Below are 19,003 nucleotides of genomic sequence, written 5' to 3' on the forward strand. Positions count from 1 at the left end.
GAATCGAACGATAACGCTTGAACACTGACACCCCGCAGCGGTCTCAGGTTTTTCGCGAGCAAGCTCGCTCCTACATAACGTGCGTCTATCGATTGCAGCCGGTATGCTTGGCGCGCAACTTCATGGACGCCTGCTATGACCCTCACAGAATTACGCTACATCGTTACTCTCGCCCAGGAGCAGCACTTCGGCCATGCCGCCGAGCGTTGCCACGTCAGTCAACCGACCTTGTCGGTAGGCGTGAAGAAGCTTGAGGACGAACTCGGTGTGCTGATTTTCGAGCGCAGCAAAAGTGCCGTGCGCCTCACGCCAGTCGGCGAGGGCATTGTCGCCCAGGCGCAGAAAGTGCTGGAGCAGGCACAAGGCATCCGTGAACTGGCCCAGGCCGGCAAGAACCAGCTGACGGCCCCACTGAAAGTCGGCGCCATCTACACCGTCGGGCCCTACCTGTTTCCGCACCTGATTCCACAACTGCACCGGGTCGCCCCGCAGATGCCGTTGTACATCGAAGAAAACTTCACCCACATCCTGCGCGACAAGCTGCGCAACGGCGAGCTCGACGCGATCATCATCGCCCTGCCGTTCAACGAAGCGGACGTGCTGACCCTGCAGCTCTACGACGAGCCGTTCTACGTCCTGATGCCGGCCCAGCACCCATGGACGCAAAAAGAATCCATCGACGCCGCCCTGCTCAACGACAAGAGCCTGCTGCTGCTAGGTGAAGGTCACTGCTTCCGCGACCAGGTGCTGGAAGCCTGCCCGACCCTTGCCAATGGCAAGGACGGCGCCAAACACACCACCGTGGAATCCAGCTCCCTGGAAACCATCCGCCATATGGTTGCCTCCGGCCTGGGCATTTCGATCCTGCCGCTCTCGGCCGTGGACAGTCACCACTACGCTCCCGGCGTGCTCGAAGTGCGCCCACTGACGCCACCGGTGCCTTTCCGCACGGTAGCCATCGCCTGGCGCGCCAGCTTTCCACGTCCCAAAGCGATTGAGATCCTCGCTGACTCGATTCGCCTGTGCTCGGTCGCCAAGCCGCCAGCGCCGGTCGTTGCCGGCTAAGCCGCTGCCATGACCGAGTTGTCGCAAGTGTCGGTGACGGCACTCAAGGGTGTTGGCGAAGCCATGGCCGAGAAGCTCGCCAAGGTCGGCCTGGAGAACCTCCAGGACGTGCTGTTTCACCTGCCGTTGCGCTATCAGGACCGCACTCGCGTAGTCCCGATCGGCCACTTGCGCCCTGGCCAGGACGCCGTGATCGAAGGTACCGTCAGCGGTGCCGATGTGGTCATGGGCCGCCGCCGCAGCCTGGTCGTTCGGCTGCAGGATGGAACGGGTGGACTCAGCCTGCGCTTCTACCATTTCAGCAACGCCCAGAAAGAAGGACTCAAGCGTGGCACACGGATTCGCTGTTACGGCGAAGCGCGGCCTGGTGCCTCGGGGCTGGAGATCTACCACCCGGAGTATCGCGCCATCACCGGTGACGAGCCGCCGCCGGTCGATGAAACCCTGACCCCGGTCTACCCGCTCACCGAAGGCCTGACCCAGCAGCGTCTGCGCCAACTGTGCATGCAGACCCTGACGCTGCTGGGACCCAGCAGCCTGCCCGACTGGCTGCCTACCGAACTGGCCCGGGACTATCAACTCGCCCCGCTGGCCGACGCGATCCGCTACCTGCATCACCCGCCCGCCGATGCCGATGTCGACGAACTCGCGCTAGGGCATCACTGGGCCCAGCACCGGCTGGCCTTCGAAGAATTGCTGACCCATCAACTGTCCCAGCAGCGCCTGCGCGAAAGCATGCGCTCGCTGCGCGCACCGGCGATGCCCAAGGCGACAAAACTGCCGGCCAGGTACCTGGCCAATCTCGGCTTCGCGCCGACCGGGGCCCAGCAACGAGTTGGCAATGAAATCGCCTACGACCTCAGCCAGCCCGAGCCCATGCTGCGCCTGATCCAGGGTGACGTTGGCGCGGGCAAAACCGTAGTCGCCGCCCTGGCCGCCTTGCAGGCACTGGAAGCTGGCTATCAGGTCGCGCTGATGGCCCCCACCGAGATCCTCGCAGAGCAGCATTTCATCACCTTCAAGCGCTGGCTCGAACCGCTGGGCATCGAAGTCGCGTGGCTGGCCGGCAAGCTCAAGGGCAAAAACCGCGTGGCTGCGCTGGAGCAGATCGCCAGCGGCACCCCGATGGTGGTGGGCACCCACGCACTGTTCCAGGACGAAGTGCAGTTCAAGAACCTGGCACTGGTGATCATCGACGAACAGCATCGATTCGGCGTGCAGCAACGCCTGGCACTGCGGCAAAAAGGCGTCGGCGGGCGCATGTGCCCACACCAGTTGATCATGACCGCCACGCCGATCCCGCGCACCTTGGCCATGAGCGCCTACGCCGACCTCGATACGTCGGTCCTCGACGAGCTGCCTCCCGGGCGCACCCCGGTAAACACTGTGTTGATCACTGACACCCGGCGCGTGGAGGTGATCGAGCGGGTTCGTGGGGCCTGCGCCGAAGGTCGGCAGGCCTACTGGGTCTGCACGCTGATCGAAGAATCGGAAGAGCTGACCTGCCAGGCCGCCGAAACTACTTACGAAGACCTCACCGCCGCCCTCGGCGAGCTCAAGGTCGGGTTGATTCACGGGCGCATGAAGCCTGTGGAAAAAGCCGCAGTCATGGCCGAATTCAAGGCCGGCAACCTGCAGTTGCTGGTGGCGACCACGGTCATTGAAGTGGGCGTCGACGTACCGAACGCCAGCCTGATGATCATTGAAAACCCCGAGCGCCTGGGTCTCGCGCAACTTCATCAGTTGCGCGGTCGAGTCGGCCGGGGCAGCGCCGCCAGCCACTGCGTGCTGCTGTATCACCCGCCGCTGTCGCAGATCGGCCGCCAGCGCCTGGGCATCATGCGCGAAACCAACGATGGCTTTGTCATCGCCGAAAAAGACCTTGAGCTACGCGGCCCCGGCGAAATGCTCGGCACCCGCCAGACCGGCCTGCTGCAGTTCAAGGTCGCCGATTTGATGCGCGATGCCGACCTGCTTCCCGCCGTGCGCGACGCGGCGCAGGCGCTGCTTGAGCGGTGGCCGGATCACGTCAACCCGTTGCTGGATCGCTGGTTGCGTCATGGGCAGCAATACGGCCAAGTGTGAGCACCGTCGCAGTTTCCGGACCACCGTGTTAAACATGATGGTTATACTCTTGCAACTGTTTGAGAACGGATCCAAACCATGATCGACGCTGCCCTCGCTCCCGAAACCCCGCACGCTACGTCTGCAGTTCGGCTGCTGCTGGGCAAGCTGGACATAGCCTTTGATGAAGTCCTCGACCACCACGGCCTGAATGCTGCGCGCAAAGTGCAGGCAGTGCTGCTGGACGATGCCGTCGGCTCGCTCATGATGCTGTTCCCGCAAAGCCAGCTGCTGGACCTCAATCGCCTCGCCGAGCTCACCGGCCGCCGCCTCACTGCGGTTTCGCCTGAGCGCCTGGAGCGCCTGCTCGGTAAGCACAACCAGAGCCTGTTGCCCGGCTTGCCTTCGCTCACTGCGGCACCGTGCCTTTACGAAGACAGCTTGCTGCGCGAACCCAAGTTGCTGATCAATTCGGGCGTACCGGGCGTGCTGCTGGAAATAGCCTGCGACGATTTCAAGACCCTGCTGAGCAAGGCCAGCGCCGCCCGCTTCGGTGAGGCGCTAACCAGCATCCGTCCAAACCTCGACCGCCCCGACGACGACCGCGAGGAAATCACCCAGGCCGTCCAGGCCTTCACGGCGCGACGCATTCAGCAACGACTGGAAGCCACCATCGAAATCCCGCCGCTGGCTTCGACGGCACAAAAAATCATCAAGCTGCGGGTCGACCCCAACGCCACCATCGACGACATCACCAGCGTCGTAGAGACCGACCCGGCCCTGGCCGCGCAAGTCGTCAGTTGGGCAGCGTCGCCGTACTATGCCTCGCCGGGCAAGATTCGTTCAGTGGAAGACGCGATAGTGCGGGTGCTGGGTTTCGACCTGGTGATCAACCTGGCGCTGGGCCTGGCCCTGGGCAAAACCATGAGCCTGCCCAAAGATCACCCGCAACAAGCAACACCTTATTGGCAACAGTCGATCTACACCGCCGCCGTCATCGAAGGCCTGACCCGAGCCATGCCCCGCGCACAGCGTCCGGAAGCCGGCCTCACCTACCTGGCCGGCCTGCTGCACAACTTCGGCTATCTGCTGCTGGCACATGTATTCCCGCCGCACTTCTCGCTGATCTGCCGCCACCTGGAAGTCAACCCGCATCTGTCCCATAGCTACATCGAGCAACACCTGCTGGGCATCACCCGCGAGCAAATCGGCGCCTGGCTGATGCGCTACTGGGACATGCCCGACGAACTGGCCACCGCCCTGCGCTTCCAGCATGACCCAAGCTACGACGGCATCTACGCCGAGTACCCGAACCTGGTGTGCCTGGCCGTGCGCCTGCTGCGCAGCCGCGGCATCGGCTCAGGTCCGGTCGAGGAAATCCCCGACGCCCTGCTGGACCGCCTGGGCCTGAGCCGCGACAAGGCCAATGATGTGACCAGTAAAGTGCTGGATGCGGAAGTGTTGTTGCGTGAACTGGCTTCGCAATTCGGCCAGCCCTGAAAGCGATCGCGAGCAAGCTTTGCCCGCACACAGGGTGATTCACAATCCTGTGGGAGCAAGGCTTGCCCGCGATGGGCTCAACTCGGTCTGAAGTGTTGTAACGCTCCCAAGCTATCAATGCGTCTCAAACCTTCGCTTTGGCCTTGCGCGGTTTCAAGTACTTGGTCAAACCCTGGAACCAGATCACCAGCGCCGGGTTGCCCTTGATCTGGATCGACTTGTCCTGAATCCCCGTCATGAACGCCAATTGCTTATTCTTTGCCTGCAGGGTCGCGAAGCCATAGGCAGCGTCTTTAAATGCAATCGCAAACGCCGGCTCGGGATACACACCGGACTTGCTGGTAATGCGCTGATCCTTCACGCGAAAGTGCCGGGCCACTTTTCCGTCCAGTGTCTGTAGCTGAAAGACCAGATCCTTGTCCCCCAACTGCTGTTGGAACGCAGGATTTTTCCTACTGGCCTTGGCCATCAACAAACCCAGCATCCACAGAAGAAAACGAAATTTCATGCGCACAGCCTCAAGAGAAAAATGAACGGCCGGCGCAGTGTAGCGGCTTCACCCAAGAACGCCACCATCGCGTAACTTTAGCGGAAAATGACCCTATTTTTGACGCCAATGACTACCAAGTCACTAATGAAAACCCCCTGTAGGAGCTGCCGAAGGCCGCGATCCTTTGATGTTAAGCCCCACAACTCTTTGGGCTTTTCCGATCTCCGGACTACAGACCGTCATGCCCGACCCCACTCACCCGCGCCCCATAAAAAAAGGGCACCCGATCTAATCGGCATGCCCTTTTTCCAACGCCCCTCCCGGTTCACCCAAGGAGTTCGTCGCAATTACGGATTAACGCTGTCCTTCAACGACTTGCCTGGCTTGAACGCAACAGTATTGCTGGCCTTGATTTTGACTGGCTCACCGGTTTGCGGGTTTTTGCCGGTGCGGGCGCCGCGGTGGCGTTGCAGGAAGGTGCCGAAGCCCACCAGCGTGACGCTGTCCTTGCGGTGCAGAGCGCCGGTGATTTCTTCGAGAACGGCGTTGAGGACGCGGTTGGCCTGCTCTTTGGTGAGATCTGCTTTTTCAGCGATTGCTGCGGCGAGGTCTGGTTTACGCATTAGTGAAGCCCCTTTGACGGTTTTTTGTTGTTATGTCCGTGCTGTTCTCGTTGGAACAGCGCCAAAAGCGCCGCAGGTGCTCTACTCTGCGGCAGACGGGAGTGAGAATGGCACGCAGCGGGGTGCCGCGCCAGTCTCGGCGCGACGTTTGTGGGGGCAAAAGCGGGGTGATTCCGACAGAACGACCAGTATTTACGCCAGCAGTGCCGGAAGCTCTTTGTTCAGTGCCAATTTTTCCATGACTGCCGCGCCTGTGAGGGCGTAACCGAGCAGTTTTCCACCAGCATCGCGGCACAGTGCCTTGATGTCTGCGCCCTGCCCTTCGACGGTCCAGACGCCTTCCACACCGCGCGGTGGCGGGGAAACGACCAAGGGGCAGACGGGGGTTTTGACAGTGATCGGCATCGCGCCATAGTTGACGGTCGTGGGATTGCCGGCCAGGGTCTGGGCCAGTGCTCTGGCGCAGCTCATGAGGGGCATTACGTACAGCAGGTTCAGCCCATCGACCTCGGCGCAGTCGCCCAGGGCGTAGATGTTGGCGTGGGAGGTCTGCAGGTGGCGGTCGACGACCACGCCCCGATTGACCTGCACGCCAGCCGCTGCGGCCAGGTCGATGCGCGGGCGCAAGCCGATGGCCGAGACCACCAGGTCGCAGGGAATCACCTGTCCATCGGACAGGTGCGCTTCCAGCCCGTCCGTCACGCGTTGCAGGCGGTTGAGCACAGGGCCGAGATGGAAGCGTGCACCGAGGCTTTCCAGGCCGGCCTGAACCGCAGCAGCGGCGGCGGGATGCAGCAAAGTGGGCATGACCTGTTCGCACGGGGCGACCAGTTGCACCTCGTAGCCACCGAGCATCAGGTCGTTGGCAAATTCGCAGCCGATCAGCCCGGCGCCCAGCAGCAATACCCGGCGCTTGCCGACAGCGGCTGCACGAAAGCGCGCGTAATCTTCCAGGTCATTGATCGGGAACACGCAGTCTGCGGCATCCCCTTCGATGGGCACACGCACGGTTTCTGCGCCCCAGGCCAGCACCAGGTCGCGGTACATCACCGACTCTTCGCCGATCCACAGACGCTTGTGGCCCGGGTCGATGCCGCTGATGCGCGTATGGGTGCGCACCTCGGCCTTCAGCTGCTCGGCCATGGCGCCTGGCTCGGACATGCTCAGGCCATCGGCGTCCTTGTTTTTGCCGAAGCCGGTGGAGAGCATCGGCTTGGAGTAGGAACGTCCGTCATCTGCGGTAATCAGCAGCAGCGGGGTTTCGCCATCGAGTTTGCGAAACTCCCGGGCCAGGTTGTAGCCAGCCAGCCCGGTGCCTACGATCACGACAGGTGCGTTCATTCTCTACTCCCCTAATGTCTTAGTTGATTTCGATCATTTCGAAATCCATCTTGCCCACGCCGCAGTCGGGGCACAGCCAGTCTTCCGGCACGTCCTGCCACAGGGTGCCCGGCGCAATGCCGTCGTCCGGCCAGCCGTCGGCTTCGTTATAGATCAGGCCGCAGACCACACATTGCCACTTTTTCATTCAGGTATTTCCTCAGAGTTCAGGCTTTTGCCGGCACGAACGGTCGATGGTTGCAGCACTGCCGTCCGGCTCAGGGCGTTTTGTACTGATCGAGCCCGGCAGATGCAAGCCTGTTCGACGCAGCGCCATGCCCGATCAATCAAAATCGCCGACCGACATGGTAAGCTCGCCGCCTCATTTGCTGCCAATAATGACTCACTGTGCCGCACTCAAATACCCCCCGAACGGCCCCGCTCTGGCTACCCCAAGGCCAGCTCGCTCCCCTCCCCGACGCTTTTTCCCTCGACTGGCTGTTCGACGAAGGCTCGTTGACCCGGCGCCTGACCCGTTTGTCGAATGACGCTTTCAGCGTCACGCCGCTGTTCGAAGGCTGGCAAGCGCTGCGCGCCGATGAATGCGCCGCATTGGACCTGGCCGAAGGCAGCGAAGGCTGGGTGCGCGAGGTGTACCTGCGCGGCCACGGCGAGGCCTGGGTATTTGCCCGCAGCGTGGCGTCGCGCAATGCGCTGCAGGGCGATGGCTTGCACATGGACGAACTGGGCAGCCGTTCCCTGGGTGAGCTGCTGTTTTGCGACCAGGCGTTTGAGCGCCGTGCCATCGAGGTTTGTCACTATCCTGAGCAATGGCTACCTGAAGAGTGCCGGGCACCACAACTGTGGGGGCGCCGCTCGCGCTTCGACCGGGGCGCCCTGAGTGTGCTGGTGGCCGAAATCTTTCTGCCAAGCCTGTGGACCGCCGCCCGCTCTCATCCGGAGAACTGCTGATGTACCAGAGCCTGCTCAAGTCCCTGAACCGCCTGAACCCCAGGGCCTGGGATTTCATTCAGCTGACCCGAATGGACAAGCCCATCGGCATCTACCTGCTGCTGTGGCCGACGCTGTGGGCGCTATGGATTGCCGGCAAGGGCTCGCCGTCGCTGGCCAACATCGCGATTTTTGTCCTCGGGGTAGTGCTGACGCGCGCGGGTGGATGCGTGATCAACGACTGGGCGGACCGCAAGGTCGATGGCCACGTCAAACGCACCGCACAACGCCCTCTGGCTGCCGGCAGAATCAGCTCGAAAGAGGCGCTGGTGTTCTTTGCGCTGCTGATGGGTTTGAGTTTTCTGCTGGTGCTGTGCACCAACGCGCCTACGATCTGGCTATCGTTGGGTGGCCTGGCGCTGGCTTTCACCTACCCGTTCATGAAGCGTTACACCTACTACCCGCAAGTGGTGCTGGGCGCGGCATTTTCCTGGGGGATGCCGATGGCGTTCACCGCCGAGACCGGTGAGTTGCCAGCTGCGGCCTGGCTACTGTGGATCGCCAATCTGCTGTGGACCGTGGGATACGACACCTACTACGCCATGACTGATCGTGATGACGACCTGAAGATCGGCGTGAAATCCACTGCCATCCTGTTCGGCGAGGCGGACCGGGTGATCATCCTGACGCTGCAGGGCCTGGCGCTGGGCTGCCTGCTTCTGGCCGGGTCGAAATTCGAGCTGGGCGGCTGGTTCCACTTGGGATTACTGGCGGCGGCGGGCTGTTTTGCCTGGGAGTTCTGGTACACCCGCAGCAAGGACCGCATGCGTTGCTTCAAGGCGTTCCTGCACAACCATTGGGCCGGGTTGGCGATTTTTATCGGCATCGTCCTGGATTACGCGTTGCGCTGACGAACACACGCCCCTTGCAGGAGCGAGCTTGCTCGCGATGAACCCGAGATCGACGCGTGAACCCGCGAAAACACCGGGTCATCGTTCAAGTTTTTCGCGAGCAAACTCGCTCTTACGGAAGATGGCCTACATCTTCGGCCCTTGAAGGACGTGCCACTTGTCCATTTTCTTGTCGCCAGTCATGTCGCCTGGCTTCTTGTCTTGAACGAAGTAGTACAGCGGTTTGCCGTCAAAGGCCCATTGCATCGTGCCGTCGTCACGGCTGATAACGGTCCATTTTCCTTCGGGCTTATCGGATTCGGTCGCTTTGAGCGGCGGCCAGTTTTCTGCGCACTTACCGGTACAGGCCGATTTGCCACCCGTGTCGTTATCGAAGGTGTACAACGTCATACCCTTATGGTCGACCAACATGCCGTCCTTGACCATGCCCGGGTCTGCCGCGAAGGCCATTGTCGGCAGCGATAGCGCTGCGCTAACCAATAGTGCCTTCCAGGATTGCGCGATGTGCTTCATGGAAACCTTCCTTTTGTGGTTGTCAGGATTCGGACTTAGAGCTTAGTCCAGGATCCCTGCGATCGCCGGGCGACTAAAATACTGTCACACGACTGCAATAATTCCGTTATCTAATGCGGCGCAAGACAGTTAAATGACAAGAGGATATACGCATGGTTGGCAGGAGCATTCTGATCGTCGACGACGAAGCGCCCATTCGCGAAATGATCGCCGTTGCGTTGGAAATGGCCGGCTATGACTGCCTGGAGGCTGAGAACTCCCAGCAGGCCCACGCCATCATCGTCGACCGCAAGCCGGACTTGATCCTGCTCGACTGGATGCTGCCGGGTACATCCGGCATTGAATTGGCCCGCCGCCTCAAGCGCGACGAGCTGACCGGGGACATCCCGATCATCATGCTCACCGCCAAGGGCGAAGAGGACAACAAGATCCAGGGGCTGGAGGTCGGGGCCGACGACTACATCACCAAACCGTTCTCCCCACGCGAGCTGGTAGCGCGGCTCAAAGCCGTGCTGCGCCGCGCCGGCCCGACCGATGGCGAGACGCCGATCGAAGTCGGTGGCCTGCTGCTGGACCCCATCAGCCACCGCGTGACCATCGACGGCAAGCCCGCCGAGATGGGCCCCACCGAGTACCGTCTGCTGCAGTTCTTCATGACCCACCAGGAACGCGCCTACACCCGCGGCCAGTTGCTGGATCAGGTCTGGGGCGGCAACGTTTATGTCGAGGAACGCACCGTCGACGTGCACATCCGTCGCCTGCGCAAAGCCCTCGGCGATGCCTACGAAAATCTGGTACAAACCGTGCGTGGCACCGGATACCGGTTTTCCACGAAGGCATAAAAGCAGCGGCAGGCATTAAGCTACAAGCGGCCAGCAGAAGCACAGCCGATCCCCTACTTGAAGCTTGCAGCTTGAAACTTGAGCTGCGCTAAGGACGCTCCGTGAATCAAAACTGGCATGGCACCCTGATTCGCCACATGCTTTTGCTGGTCACCGCCTGCCTGGTGATCGGCCTGATTACCGGCTACTACGGCTGGAGCCTGGCTGCAGGCCTGGCCCTGTACCTGGCCTGGACCCTCAAGCAGTTGCTGCGCCTGCACGAGTGGCTGCGCCTGCACAAACCCGATGAAGCACCACCCGACGGCTACGGCCTGTGGGGCGAAGTGTTCGACAGCATCTACCACCTGCAACGCCGCGACCAGCGCGTGCGGGGGCGCCTGCAAGCGGTGATAGACCGGGTTCAGGAATCCACGGCGGCCCTCAAGGACGCGGTGATCATGCTCGACACCGACGGCAACCTGGAATGGTGGAACCGCGCCGCCGAAACCCTGCTGGGCCTCAAGACCCCGCAAGACAGCGGCCAGCCCGTCACCAACCTGGTGCGCCATCCGCGCTTCAAGGAGTATTTCGAGCAGGACAGTTACTCCGAGCCGCTGGAAATCCCGTCGCCCACCAATGATCGGGTACGCATCCAGCTGTACATCACCCGCTACGGCAATAACGAGCACCTGATGCTGGTGCGCGACGTCACACGCATTCATCAGCTGGAGCAGATGCGCAAAGACTTCATCGCCAACGTCTCCCACGAACTGCGCACACCGCTGACAGTGATCTGCGGTTACCTGGAGACGCTGCTGGATAACGTCGAAGACGTAAACCCGCGCTGGTCCCGTGCCTTGCAGCAGATGCAACAGCAAGGGGGGCGCATGCAGACGCTGCTCAATGACCTGCTGTTATTGGCCAAACTGGAAGCCACCGATTACCCGTCGGACAATGCACCGGTGCCTATCGACACTTTGCTGCAATCGATCAAAAGTGACGCACAGCAGTTGTCCGGCCAGAAAAACCAGCACATCACCCTCGAAGCGGACCCGCAGATCCTGCTCAAGGGCAGCGAGGCGGAATTGCGCAGTGCGTTTTCGAACCTGGTGTTCAACGCCGTCAAATACACCCCGGCCGAAGGCAATATCCGCATTCGCTGGTGGGGCGACGAACAGGGCGCGCACTTGAGCGTCCAGGATTCGGGCATCGGTATCGACAGCAAGCACCTGCCGCGCCTGACCGAGCGCTTTTACCGGGTCGATTCCAGCCGCAACTCCAATACAGGCGGCACCGGCCTGGGGCTCGCGATCGTCAAACACGTGCTGTTGCGCCACCGTGCACGCATGGAAATCAGTAGCGTACCCGGGCACGGCAGCACGTTTACCTGTCATTTCGCCCCAGCTCAGGTCAGCAAATCCCTGACCATCAACGCCGCCGACTGATACCGGCCAGCACGCGCCACTAGGCAATCGCCCAGTCAGCCGCTACATTGGCTGACTTGTGCCTGCCTTTCAGGTGCACAGCTGTCCCCCCTTTCGAATACACGGAACCCGCAAAACTCCATCATGGACCCATCCCCTGGCTTGACCCTCGCGACACTCTTCGCCGATTTCGGCATGATTCTTTTTGCTCTGATCCTGGTTTTGCTCAACGGTTTTTTCGTTGCAGCGGAATTCGCCATGGTCAAATTGCGCTCGACCCGGGTCGAAGCCATTGCAGAAAAGAACGGCTGGCGCGGACATATCCTGCGCACCGTTCACAGTCAGCTCGACGCGTACCTGTCGGCCTGCCAACTGGGTATCACCCTGGCATCCCTCGGCCTCGGCTGGGTCGGTGAGCCGGCGTTCGCGCATATCCTCGAACCGGTCCTGAGTGCCGTAGGCGTCGAGTCCGCCGAAGTGGTCAAGGGCGTGTCGTTCTTCACCGCGTTCTTCATCATTTCCTACCTGCACATTGTGGTCGGCGAGCTGGCTCCAAAATCCTGGGCCATCCGCAAACCCGAGCTGCTGTCGTTGTGGACTGCGGTGCCGCTGTACCTGTTCTACTGGGCCATGTACCCGGCCATCTACCTGCTGAACGCCAGCGCCAACGCCATACTGCGCATCGCTGGCCAGGGTGAACCCGGCCCTCATCACGACCACCATTACAGCCGCGAAGAACTGAAGCTGATCCTGCACTCCAGCCGCGGTCAGGACCCGAGCGACCAGGGCATGCGCGTGCTGGCGTCGGCGGTGGAAATGGGCGAGCTGGAAGTGGTTGACTGGGCCAATTCCCGGGAAGACCTGGTGACGCTGGAGTTCAATGCGCCGCTCAAGGAAATCCTGGCGATGTTCCGTCGCCACAAGTTCAGCCGTTATCCGGTGTACGACAGTGATACACAGGAGTTCGTCGGACTGCTGCACATCAAGGACCTGCTGCTGGAACTGGCGGCACTGGACCATATTCCCGAGTCGTTCAACCTTGCTGAGCTGACCCGTCCGCTGGAGCGCGTATCGCGCCATATGCCGCTGTCGCAGCTGCTGGAGCAGTTCCGCAAGGGTGGCTCGCACTTCGCACTGGTTGAGGAGGCCGACGGCAACATCATTGGCTACCTGACCATGGAAGACGTGCTGGAAGTGCTGGTGGGCGACATTCAGGACGAACACCGCAAGGCCGAACGCGGAATCCTCGCGTATCAACCGGGCAAGCTGCTGGTACGCGGCGATACACCGCTGTTCAAGGTGGAACGACTGCTGGGCATCGACCTGGACCACGTTGAAGCCGAAACCCTTGCCGGGCTGGTGTATGACAGCCTGAAGCGGGTGCCGGAAGAGGAGGAGGTCCTGGAGGTCGAAGGCCTGCGGATCATCATCAAGAAGATGAAAGGGCCGAAGATTGTGTTGGCCAAGGTGTTGATGCTCGATTAATTTGCATTGACCCCAAAAGATCGCAGCCTCCGGCAGCGCCTGCAGGGGATCGCAATTTCCTGCAGGCGCTGCCGCAGCCTGCGATCTTTTGCTTTCAGAGCCTCACTGTTTACCCAACGCAAAGTTGGGTAATGCACCTACCGGCTGATTGAACCGGTACGGTATCGACACCAGCCCCATCCCGGTATTGCGCTGTACCACAAAGTGCAGATGCGGCCCGCTGCTGTTGCCGGTATTGCCCGACAGCGCCAACGCAGTGCCCACACCAACCCGCTGACCTTCCCGGACGCTGACCGAACCTTGCATCAGGTGCAGGTACACGCCCATGGTCCCGTCGTCGTGCAGCACCCGTACGAAGTTGCCTGATGGGTCGGTCCCCCGGCCGGTCTGGTTATTCTCGGTCTTCACCACCATCCCGCCTCGCGCCGCAATGATCGGCGTGCCTTCAGGCATGGCAATGTCCATGGCGTAGCGATTTTTCGCGCCGAAGTGACTGTATTGGCCGTTGGCACCCTGGCTCAGCCGAAATGGCCCACCGCGCCAGGGCAATGGGTAGCGATAAGCCATGGCAGCCCCTGCAGGGTCGCCCAGGGAATATTTGAACGCCGGGGTATACACCAGCGGCTTTCCTGCCCGCGTGGCCGTGAGCAACGCCAGGCGCAGGTTGCTGCGTGCCGGCAGCACCCGGCGGATCGGGCGGCTCGGCGCACCGCTGACGTTCTTCAGACCGGCAAAACTCAATTCGATTTCGACCGGCGCGTACAAGTCATTGCGCACAAATACGCTATCAGCGCCCCGCTGTTTCTTGATGTCGAGGTACACCTGGCCTTCAAGGCGCTCGACCATGCGATCGCGGAAAACGAATACCTTGGCGCCTTTCGAGGGGCGGTCGCTGTAGGAGACCACGCCGTTGGCGTCCTTGGACTTGTAGATAGTCATGGCCACAACCGAGGTGGAGGCCAGGAAAAGACCACAGAAAAACAGCAAGCGCGCGAGCATGGGCAGAGGTTCTGTCGAGGAGAGGCCTGGGAGGGAGCCTAGCAGCTGCAATGGACCTGGGTAGGCGGCAGATGTTTCAAAATCGGCAGATCAATGGATGGGCGGTGAACAGGATGACGCCATCGCGAGCAGGCTCGCGCCCACAGAGGATTTTCTGTGGGCCTGTTTTTCACAGGAGTCTCTGTTGCAGCGCAGTGCCCTGTGGAGCGAGCCTGCTCGCGATGGAAGCTTCAGGCCACCAAGGATTTAAGCACCGGGCACAAAGTGCTTCTGTACCGTACCACGTGCTATCAATCGCGATATGTAATCGAGCTTCTGAGCGTCCTGGTCCACAAACCGGAAGGTTAGCTGCAACCACTCGCTGTCAGGCCTGGGTTCGTAGGCGACGATGGCATGCAGGTAGCCGTTGAGTCGCGCGATCTCGGCATTGTCGCCCTGCTCCAGGTCGAGCACGGCACTGTCGAGCACCTGCGGCAACGTGTCAGTACGCTTCACCACCAACAAGGCCTCCTTGAGGCTCAAGGCCTTGATCACGCACTGCTGGTTACCACTGGGCAGGCGCAACTGCCCATGGCCGCGGCCTGCCGAAGCAGACGGTGCAGCAGCGGCCTTGGGGGGCGGGTTGCTGAGCAGGCCACGTGTCGGCGTCGGCATCGCAGGCGCGGCAACCACGGTCGCCTGGCCACCAGTCAAGGCGTTGAGGGAATCGTTGCCGAAGGCGGAGCTCATCTTCACCGGCGCGCTGCTCATCAACGCGTCGAGCTTGCCGACCTTGTTCAGGGCCTGCTTGACCTTGGTCAGTAACTGCTCGTTGTTGAAGGGCTTGCTGACGTAGCCGGAAACGCCTGCCTGGATCGCCTGGACAACGTTCTCCTTGTCGCCACGGCTGGTCACCATCACGAACGGCATGGTCTTGAGACGGTCCTGCTCGCGGCACCAGGTCAACAGTTCCAGGCCGGACATTTCCGGCATCTCCCAGTCACACAGGACCAGGTCGAACGTTTCCCTGGCCAGCAAGACCTGGGCCTTCCTGCCGTTGACGGCGTCCTCGATCCGAATGCCCGGAAAGTAGTTGCGCAGGCATTTTTTCACCAGGTCACGAATGAATGACGCATCGTCCACGACCAAAACACTGACCTTACTCATCCATCACCCCTTCCAAAACCCCGGCAAGCATAGCGCTTTGCTGATGGCACACTGCCATAAACCCTCAGTCACGCCGGGACTTTTCGTTCGCGGGGTGCTGCTTCGAATTCGTACGCCACAAACAAAAACGCCCGACCAAAAGGCCGGGCGTTTCTCTTGGGCAAACTTACTTATCGTCAGCTGCACCCGGAACATTAGCGGTTTCGCCGCTTGTGCCTTCAACTTCTTCCTTCATGCGCTTCAAACCCAGGTGACGCACATCGGTGCCGCGCACCAGATAGATCACCAACTCGGAGATGTTGCGCGCGTGATCGCCGATTCGCTCCAGCGAACGCAGCACCCAGATGATGCTCAAGACCCGCGAGATAGAGCGCGGGTCTTCCATCATGTAGGTCGCCAGTTCACGCAGGGCGGTCTTGTATTCGCGATCGATGATCTTGTCGTACTGGGCTACCGACAACGCCAGGTCGGCATCGAAGCGGGCAAAAGCGTCCAGTGCGTCACGGACCATATTGCGCACCTGGTCGCCGATGTGACGCACTTCGACATAACCGCGCGGCGCTTCACCTTCTTCGCACAACTGAATGGCCCGGCGGGCGATCTTGGTCGCCTCGTCACCGATGCGCTCCAGGTCGATCACCGACTTGGAAATGCTGATGATCAAACGCAGGTCGGACGCAGCAGGTTGACGACGGGCCAGGATGCGCAGGCATTCTTCGTCGATGTTGCGTTCCATCTGGTTGATCTGGTCATCGATTTCGCGAACCTGTTGAGCCAGGCCGGAATCGGCTTCGATCAGCGCGGTGACCGCGTCATTGACCTGCTTCTCCACCAGTCCGCCCATGGCCAGGAGGTGGCTGCGCACTTCCTCGAGCTCGGCGTTGAACTGCGCGGAGATGTGATGGGTAAGGCCTTCTTTACTAATCATGTTGGCGTCCTTGGAGCGTCCGGTAAGGTGCGGTGGACCGCAGCGTCAGTTCAGTGAACAACCACAATGGCTAGCCATAACGACCGGTAATGTAGTCTTCGGTCTGCTTCTTCGCCGGATTGGTGAACAGGGTATCGGTGTCGCCGAATTCCACCAGTTTGCCCATGTACATGAACGCTGTGTAATCGGAGACCCGCGCGGCCTGTTGCATGTTGTGGGTCACGATGACGATGGTGAACTTCGATTTCAGCTCGTAGATCAGCTCTTCAACCTTCAGCGTGGAGATCGGGTCCAGAGCCGAACAGGGTTCGTCGAGCAGCAGCACTTCCGGCTCCACGGCGATGGTACGGGCAATCACCAGACGCTGCTGCTGACCACCGGAAAGGCCCAGTGCGGATTCGTGCAGGCGATCTTTTACCTCGTCCCACAAAGCCGCGCCCTTGAGCGCCCACTCCACGGCTTCATCAAGTACACGCTTCTTGTTGATGCCCTGGATGCGCAAGCCGTAGACCACGTTTTCGTAGATGGTCTTGGGGAACGGGTTCGGCTTCTGGAACACCATGCCGACGCGTCGACGCAGCTCTGCAACGTCTTCGCCTTTACGGTAGATGTTGTTGCCGTACAGGTTGATGGCGCCTTCCACACGGCAACCGTCGACCAGGTCGTTCATGCGATTGAAAGTACGCAGCAGCGTGGATTTGCCGCAGCCAGACGGGCCGATAAAGGCTGTGACGCGCTGTTTCGGGATGTTCATGCTGACGTCGAACAACGCCTGCTTGTCACCGTAGAACAGGCTCAGGCCCGGCACTTCGATAGCCACGGTTTCCTGCTCGAGGTTCAGGCTCTGTTTGTCGCGACCCAGGGCCGACATGTTGATGCCGTGAGTATGTGTTTCGTGTTGCATGGGAGGCTCCCTGTGCTAACAAATTCGGTTCGTTGAGCCACTGGCCTTGCCAATGGGTGACTGAAAATCTGTGGCTTGTGCCGACCCTGTGGGAGCTGGCTTGCCAGCGATGCAGGCGATGCGGTGTTTCAGTTACACCGCGCTAATGCCATCGCTGAAGCCAGCTCCCACAGGGTTTGTCTTAACTGTCTAACGCTTTGTATTTTTCGCGCAGGTGGTTACGGATATAGACCGCCGACAGGTTCAAGGTCGCAATCACCAGCACCAGCAGCAACGCCGTGGCGTAGACCAGTGGGCGCGCGGCTTCGACGTTCGGGCTCTGGAAGCCGACGTCGTAGATATGGAAGCCCAGGTGCATGATTTTCTGATCGAGGTGAAGGTACGGGTAATTACCGTCCAGCGGCAGCGACGGCGCCAGTTTCACCACACCCACCAGCATCAGCGGCGCCACTTCACCCGCGGCACGGGCAACGGCGAGGATCATGCCGGTCATCATCGCCGGGCTGGCCATCGGCAGTACGATCTTCCACAGGGTTTCCGCCTTGGTCGCGCCGAGGGCCAGCGAGCCTTCGCGCACGGTGCGAGGAATCCGCGCCAGGCCTTCTTCAGTGGCCACAATCACCACCGGCACCGCCAGCAGCGCCAGGGTCAGGGATGCCCAAAGCAACCCCGGAGTACCGAAAGTCGGCGCCGGCAGGGCTTCAGGAAAAAACAACCGGTCAACCGAGCCACCCAGAACATAAACGAAGAAGCCCAGGCCGAATACGCCGTACACGATGGCCGGTACACCTGCCAGGTTGTTCACCGCGATGCGGATCAACCGGGTCATGGTGTTCTGCTTGGCGTATTCACGCAGGTACACCGCAGCCAGTACGCCAAACGGCGTTACGATCATCGCCATGATCAACGTCATCATCACGGTGCCGAAAATCGCCGGGAAGATCCCGCCTTCGGTGTTCGCTTCACGCGGATCGTCGCTCAGGAATTCCCAGACCTTGCTGAAGTAGAAGCCGATCTTGGTCATGGTGCCCATGGCGTTCGGCTGGTAGGCATGAACCACTTTGCCGATGCCGATTTCGATCTCTTTGCCGTTGGCATCGCGGGCCGTCAGGCTGTCGCGATTGAACTGGGCATGCAGGTCGGCCAGGCGCGCTTCGATGGCCTGATAACGGGCATTGAGCTCGGCGCGCTCGGACTCCATGTCCGCTTGCGCGGTAGCGTCCAGCTTGCCGTCCAGTTCCAGTTTGCGGCCATGCAGGCGGATGCGTTCCAGTCCGGCGTTGATCGCGCCAATGTCGGACTTCTCCACGGTCTTGAGCTCGCTTGCCAGCTTGTTCACGCGGTCGACACGGGCCTGCAACTCAGGCCACGCCGCCTCGCCTTCGGCGATGACTTTGCCATCCTGCTTGACGTTGACCAGGTAGCCGTAAAAGTTGCCCCACTCGCGGCGTTCGATCGCCATCAGCTCCGGCGGCGTCTTCTGGTTAGTCAGCCACTCGCCGACGATCCAGGTGAAGTCATTGCCGTTCAAGTCACGGTTGCCGACCTTTATCAGCTCACGGGTCATGAACTCCGGACCCTGCTCGGGCACCGGCAGGCCAGCGCTTTTGAGGCGCTCACGGGGCACTTCTTCTTTCTGCACCACTTCGCCGATGACCAGGTGATTGGCCTGGCCTGGCACGTCGTAGCTGGCGTGGATCAAGTCCGCCGGCCAGAAGTGGCCCAGGCCGCGCACGGCGATCACGGCCAGCAAGCCGATCGTCATGATGACCGCGATGGACACCGCGCCACCGCTGATCCAGACGCCCGGGGCGCCGCTCTTGAACCATCCGTTCAGGGAGTTCTGTTTCACAGACTTC

The 19,003-nt window shown here is 61.0% G+C and carries 18 protein-coding genes; 8 read left to right on the forward strand and 10 right to left on the reverse strand.

The window, feature by feature from the left end:
• The first annotated feature begins 135 nt into the window (after nt 1-135).
• The 3 genes from EQV97_RS11365 to EQV97_RS11375 all read left to right on the forward strand — a co-directional run bounded on the left by EQV97_RS11365 (nt 136) and on the right by EQV97_RS11375 (nt 4,629).
• Nucleotides 136-1,065: a hydrogen peroxide-inducible genes activator gene (locus EQV97_RS11365; protein ID WP_045057820.1), complete on the forward strand. Its 930-nt coding sequence runs from the start codon at nt 136-138 to the stop codon at nt 1,063-1,065.
• A gap of 9 nt (nt 1,066-1,074) precedes the next feature.
• Nucleotides 1,075-3,150, forward strand: coding sequence for an ATP-dependent DNA helicase RecG (recG, locus tag EQV97_RS11370; protein WP_240888943.1), 2,076 nt, complete (start codon nt 1,075-1,077; stop codon nt 3,148-3,150).
• Between the two features lie 78 nt (nt 3,151-3,228).
• Nucleotides 3,229-4,629 (forward strand): aminoacyl-tRNA deacylase and HDOD domain-containing protein, encoded by a 1,401-nt coding sequence (locus EQV97_RS11375; RefSeq protein ID WP_240888944.1) that lies wholly within the window; start codon nt 3,229-3,231, stop codon nt 4,627-4,629.
• Nucleotides 4,630-4,753: 124 nt separating this feature from the next.
• Here EQV97_RS11375 and EQV97_RS11380 read toward each other — a convergent pair whose 3' ends face one another.
• The 4 genes from EQV97_RS11380 to EQV97_RS11395 form a co-directional block, all read right to left on the reverse strand.
• Nucleotides 4,754-5,137, reverse strand: a complete 384-nt coding sequence (locus EQV97_RS11380) for a helicase (RefSeq protein WP_240888945.1) — start codon at nt 5,135-5,137, stop codon at nt 4,754-4,756.
• 329 nt (nt 5,138-5,466) lie between these two features.
• Entirely contained in the window at nt 5,467-5,742 is a 276-nt protein-coding gene (locus tag EQV97_RS11385) for an HU family DNA-binding protein (protein ID WP_003195589.1), read from the reverse strand.
• 192 nt (nt 5,743-5,934) lie between these two features.
• Nucleotides 5,935-7,083: an FAD-dependent oxidoreductase gene (locus EQV97_RS11390; protein WP_122840976.1), complete on the reverse strand. Its 1,149-nt coding sequence runs from the start codon at nt 7,081-7,083 to the stop codon at nt 5,935-5,937.
• A gap of 19 nt (nt 7,084-7,102) precedes the next feature.
• The gene (locus EQV97_RS11395) at nt 7,103-7,270 is read right to left on the reverse strand and encodes a rubredoxin (protein ID WP_007954349.1); all 168 of its coding nucleotides are present in this window, start codon (nt 7,268-7,270) and stop codon (nt 7,103-7,105) included.
• Between the two features lie 200 nt (nt 7,271-7,470).
• On the opposite strand from EQV97_RS11395, the gene EQV97_RS11400 reads away from it, so the two are divergent.
• A complete protein-coding gene (locus EQV97_RS11400; RefSeq protein ID WP_240888946.1) occupies nt 7,471-8,034 on the forward strand; it encodes a chorismate lyase in 564 nt (187 codons plus the stop codon).
• On the forward strand, nt 8,034-8,924 hold the full coding sequence (gene ubiA, locus EQV97_RS11405; RefSeq protein WP_122840974.1) for a 4-hydroxybenzoate octaprenyltransferase: 891 nt from the start codon (nt 8,034-8,036) through the stop codon (nt 8,922-8,924). Before EQV97_RS11400 ends, ubiA begins: the two co-directional genes overlap by 1 nt.
• A 126-nt stretch (nt 8,925-9,050) precedes the next feature.
• Here ubiA and EQV97_RS11410 read toward each other — a convergent pair whose 3' ends face one another.
• A complete protein-coding gene (locus tag EQV97_RS11410; protein WP_045057812.1) occupies nt 9,051-9,437 on the reverse strand; it encodes a hypothetical protein in 387 nt (128 codons plus the stop codon).
• A gap of 152 nt (nt 9,438-9,589) precedes the next feature.
• On the opposite strand from EQV97_RS11410, the gene phoB reads away from it, so the two are divergent.
• The 3 genes from phoB to EQV97_RS11425 all read left to right on the forward strand — a co-directional run bounded on the left by phoB (nt 9,590) and on the right by EQV97_RS11425 (nt 13,167).
• On the forward strand, nt 9,590-10,279 hold the full coding sequence (gene phoB / locus EQV97_RS11415) for a phosphate regulon transcriptional regulator PhoB (protein WP_008150066.1): 690 nt from the start codon (nt 9,590-9,592) through the stop codon (nt 10,277-10,279).
• A 101-nt stretch (nt 10,280-10,380) separates the two neighbouring features.
• Nucleotides 10,381-11,703, forward strand: coding sequence for a phosphate regulon sensor histidine kinase PhoR (gene phoR, locus EQV97_RS11420; protein WP_122840973.1), 1,323 nt, complete (start codon nt 10,381-10,383; stop codon nt 11,701-11,703).
• A gap of 123 nt (nt 11,704-11,826) precedes the next feature.
• On the forward strand, nt 11,827-13,167 hold the full coding sequence (locus EQV97_RS11425; RefSeq protein WP_045057810.1) for a hemolysin family protein: 1,341 nt from the start codon (nt 11,827-11,829) through the stop codon (nt 13,165-13,167).
• A gap of 102 nt (nt 13,168-13,269) precedes the next feature.
• Here EQV97_RS11425 and EQV97_RS11430 read toward each other — a convergent pair whose 3' ends face one another.
• The 5 genes from EQV97_RS11430 to pstA form a co-directional block, all read right to left on the reverse strand.
• Entirely contained in the window at nt 13,270-14,166 is an 897-nt protein-coding gene (locus tag EQV97_RS11430; RefSeq protein ID WP_122840972.1) for a peptidoglycan DD-metalloendopeptidase family protein, read from the reverse strand.
• 246 nt (nt 14,167-14,412) lie between these two features.
• On the reverse strand, nt 14,413-15,312 hold the full coding sequence (locus EQV97_RS11435) for a response regulator (protein WP_122840971.1): 900 nt from the start codon (nt 15,310-15,312) through the stop codon (nt 14,413-14,415).
• A 166-nt stretch (nt 15,313-15,478) separates the two neighbouring features.
• Nucleotides 15,479-16,240: a phosphate signaling complex protein PhoU gene (gene phoU / locus EQV97_RS11440; protein WP_122840970.1), complete on the reverse strand. Its 762-nt coding sequence runs from the start codon at nt 16,238-16,240 to the stop codon at nt 15,479-15,481.
• A 70-nt stretch (nt 16,241-16,310) separates the two neighbouring features.
• Complete coding sequence (gene pstB / locus EQV97_RS11445) at nt 16,311-17,144, reverse strand: phosphate ABC transporter ATP-binding protein PstB (RefSeq protein WP_045057806.1); 834 nt, start codon at nt 17,142-17,144, stop codon at nt 16,311-16,313.
• Nucleotides 17,145-17,325: 181 nt separating this feature from the next.
• Nucleotides 17,326-18,996, reverse strand: coding sequence for a phosphate ABC transporter permease PstA (pstA, locus tag EQV97_RS11450; RefSeq protein ID WP_122840969.1), 1,671 nt, complete (start codon nt 18,994-18,996; stop codon nt 17,326-17,328).
• Between the last annotated feature and the right edge of the window lie 7 nt (nt 18,997-19,003).

Source organism: Pseudomonas sp. TMW22090, from assembly GCF_022496665.1.
GTDB classification, from domain to species: Bacteria; Pseudomonadota; Gammaproteobacteria; order Pseudomonadales; family Pseudomonadaceae; genus Aquipseudomonas; species Aquipseudomonas gregormendelii.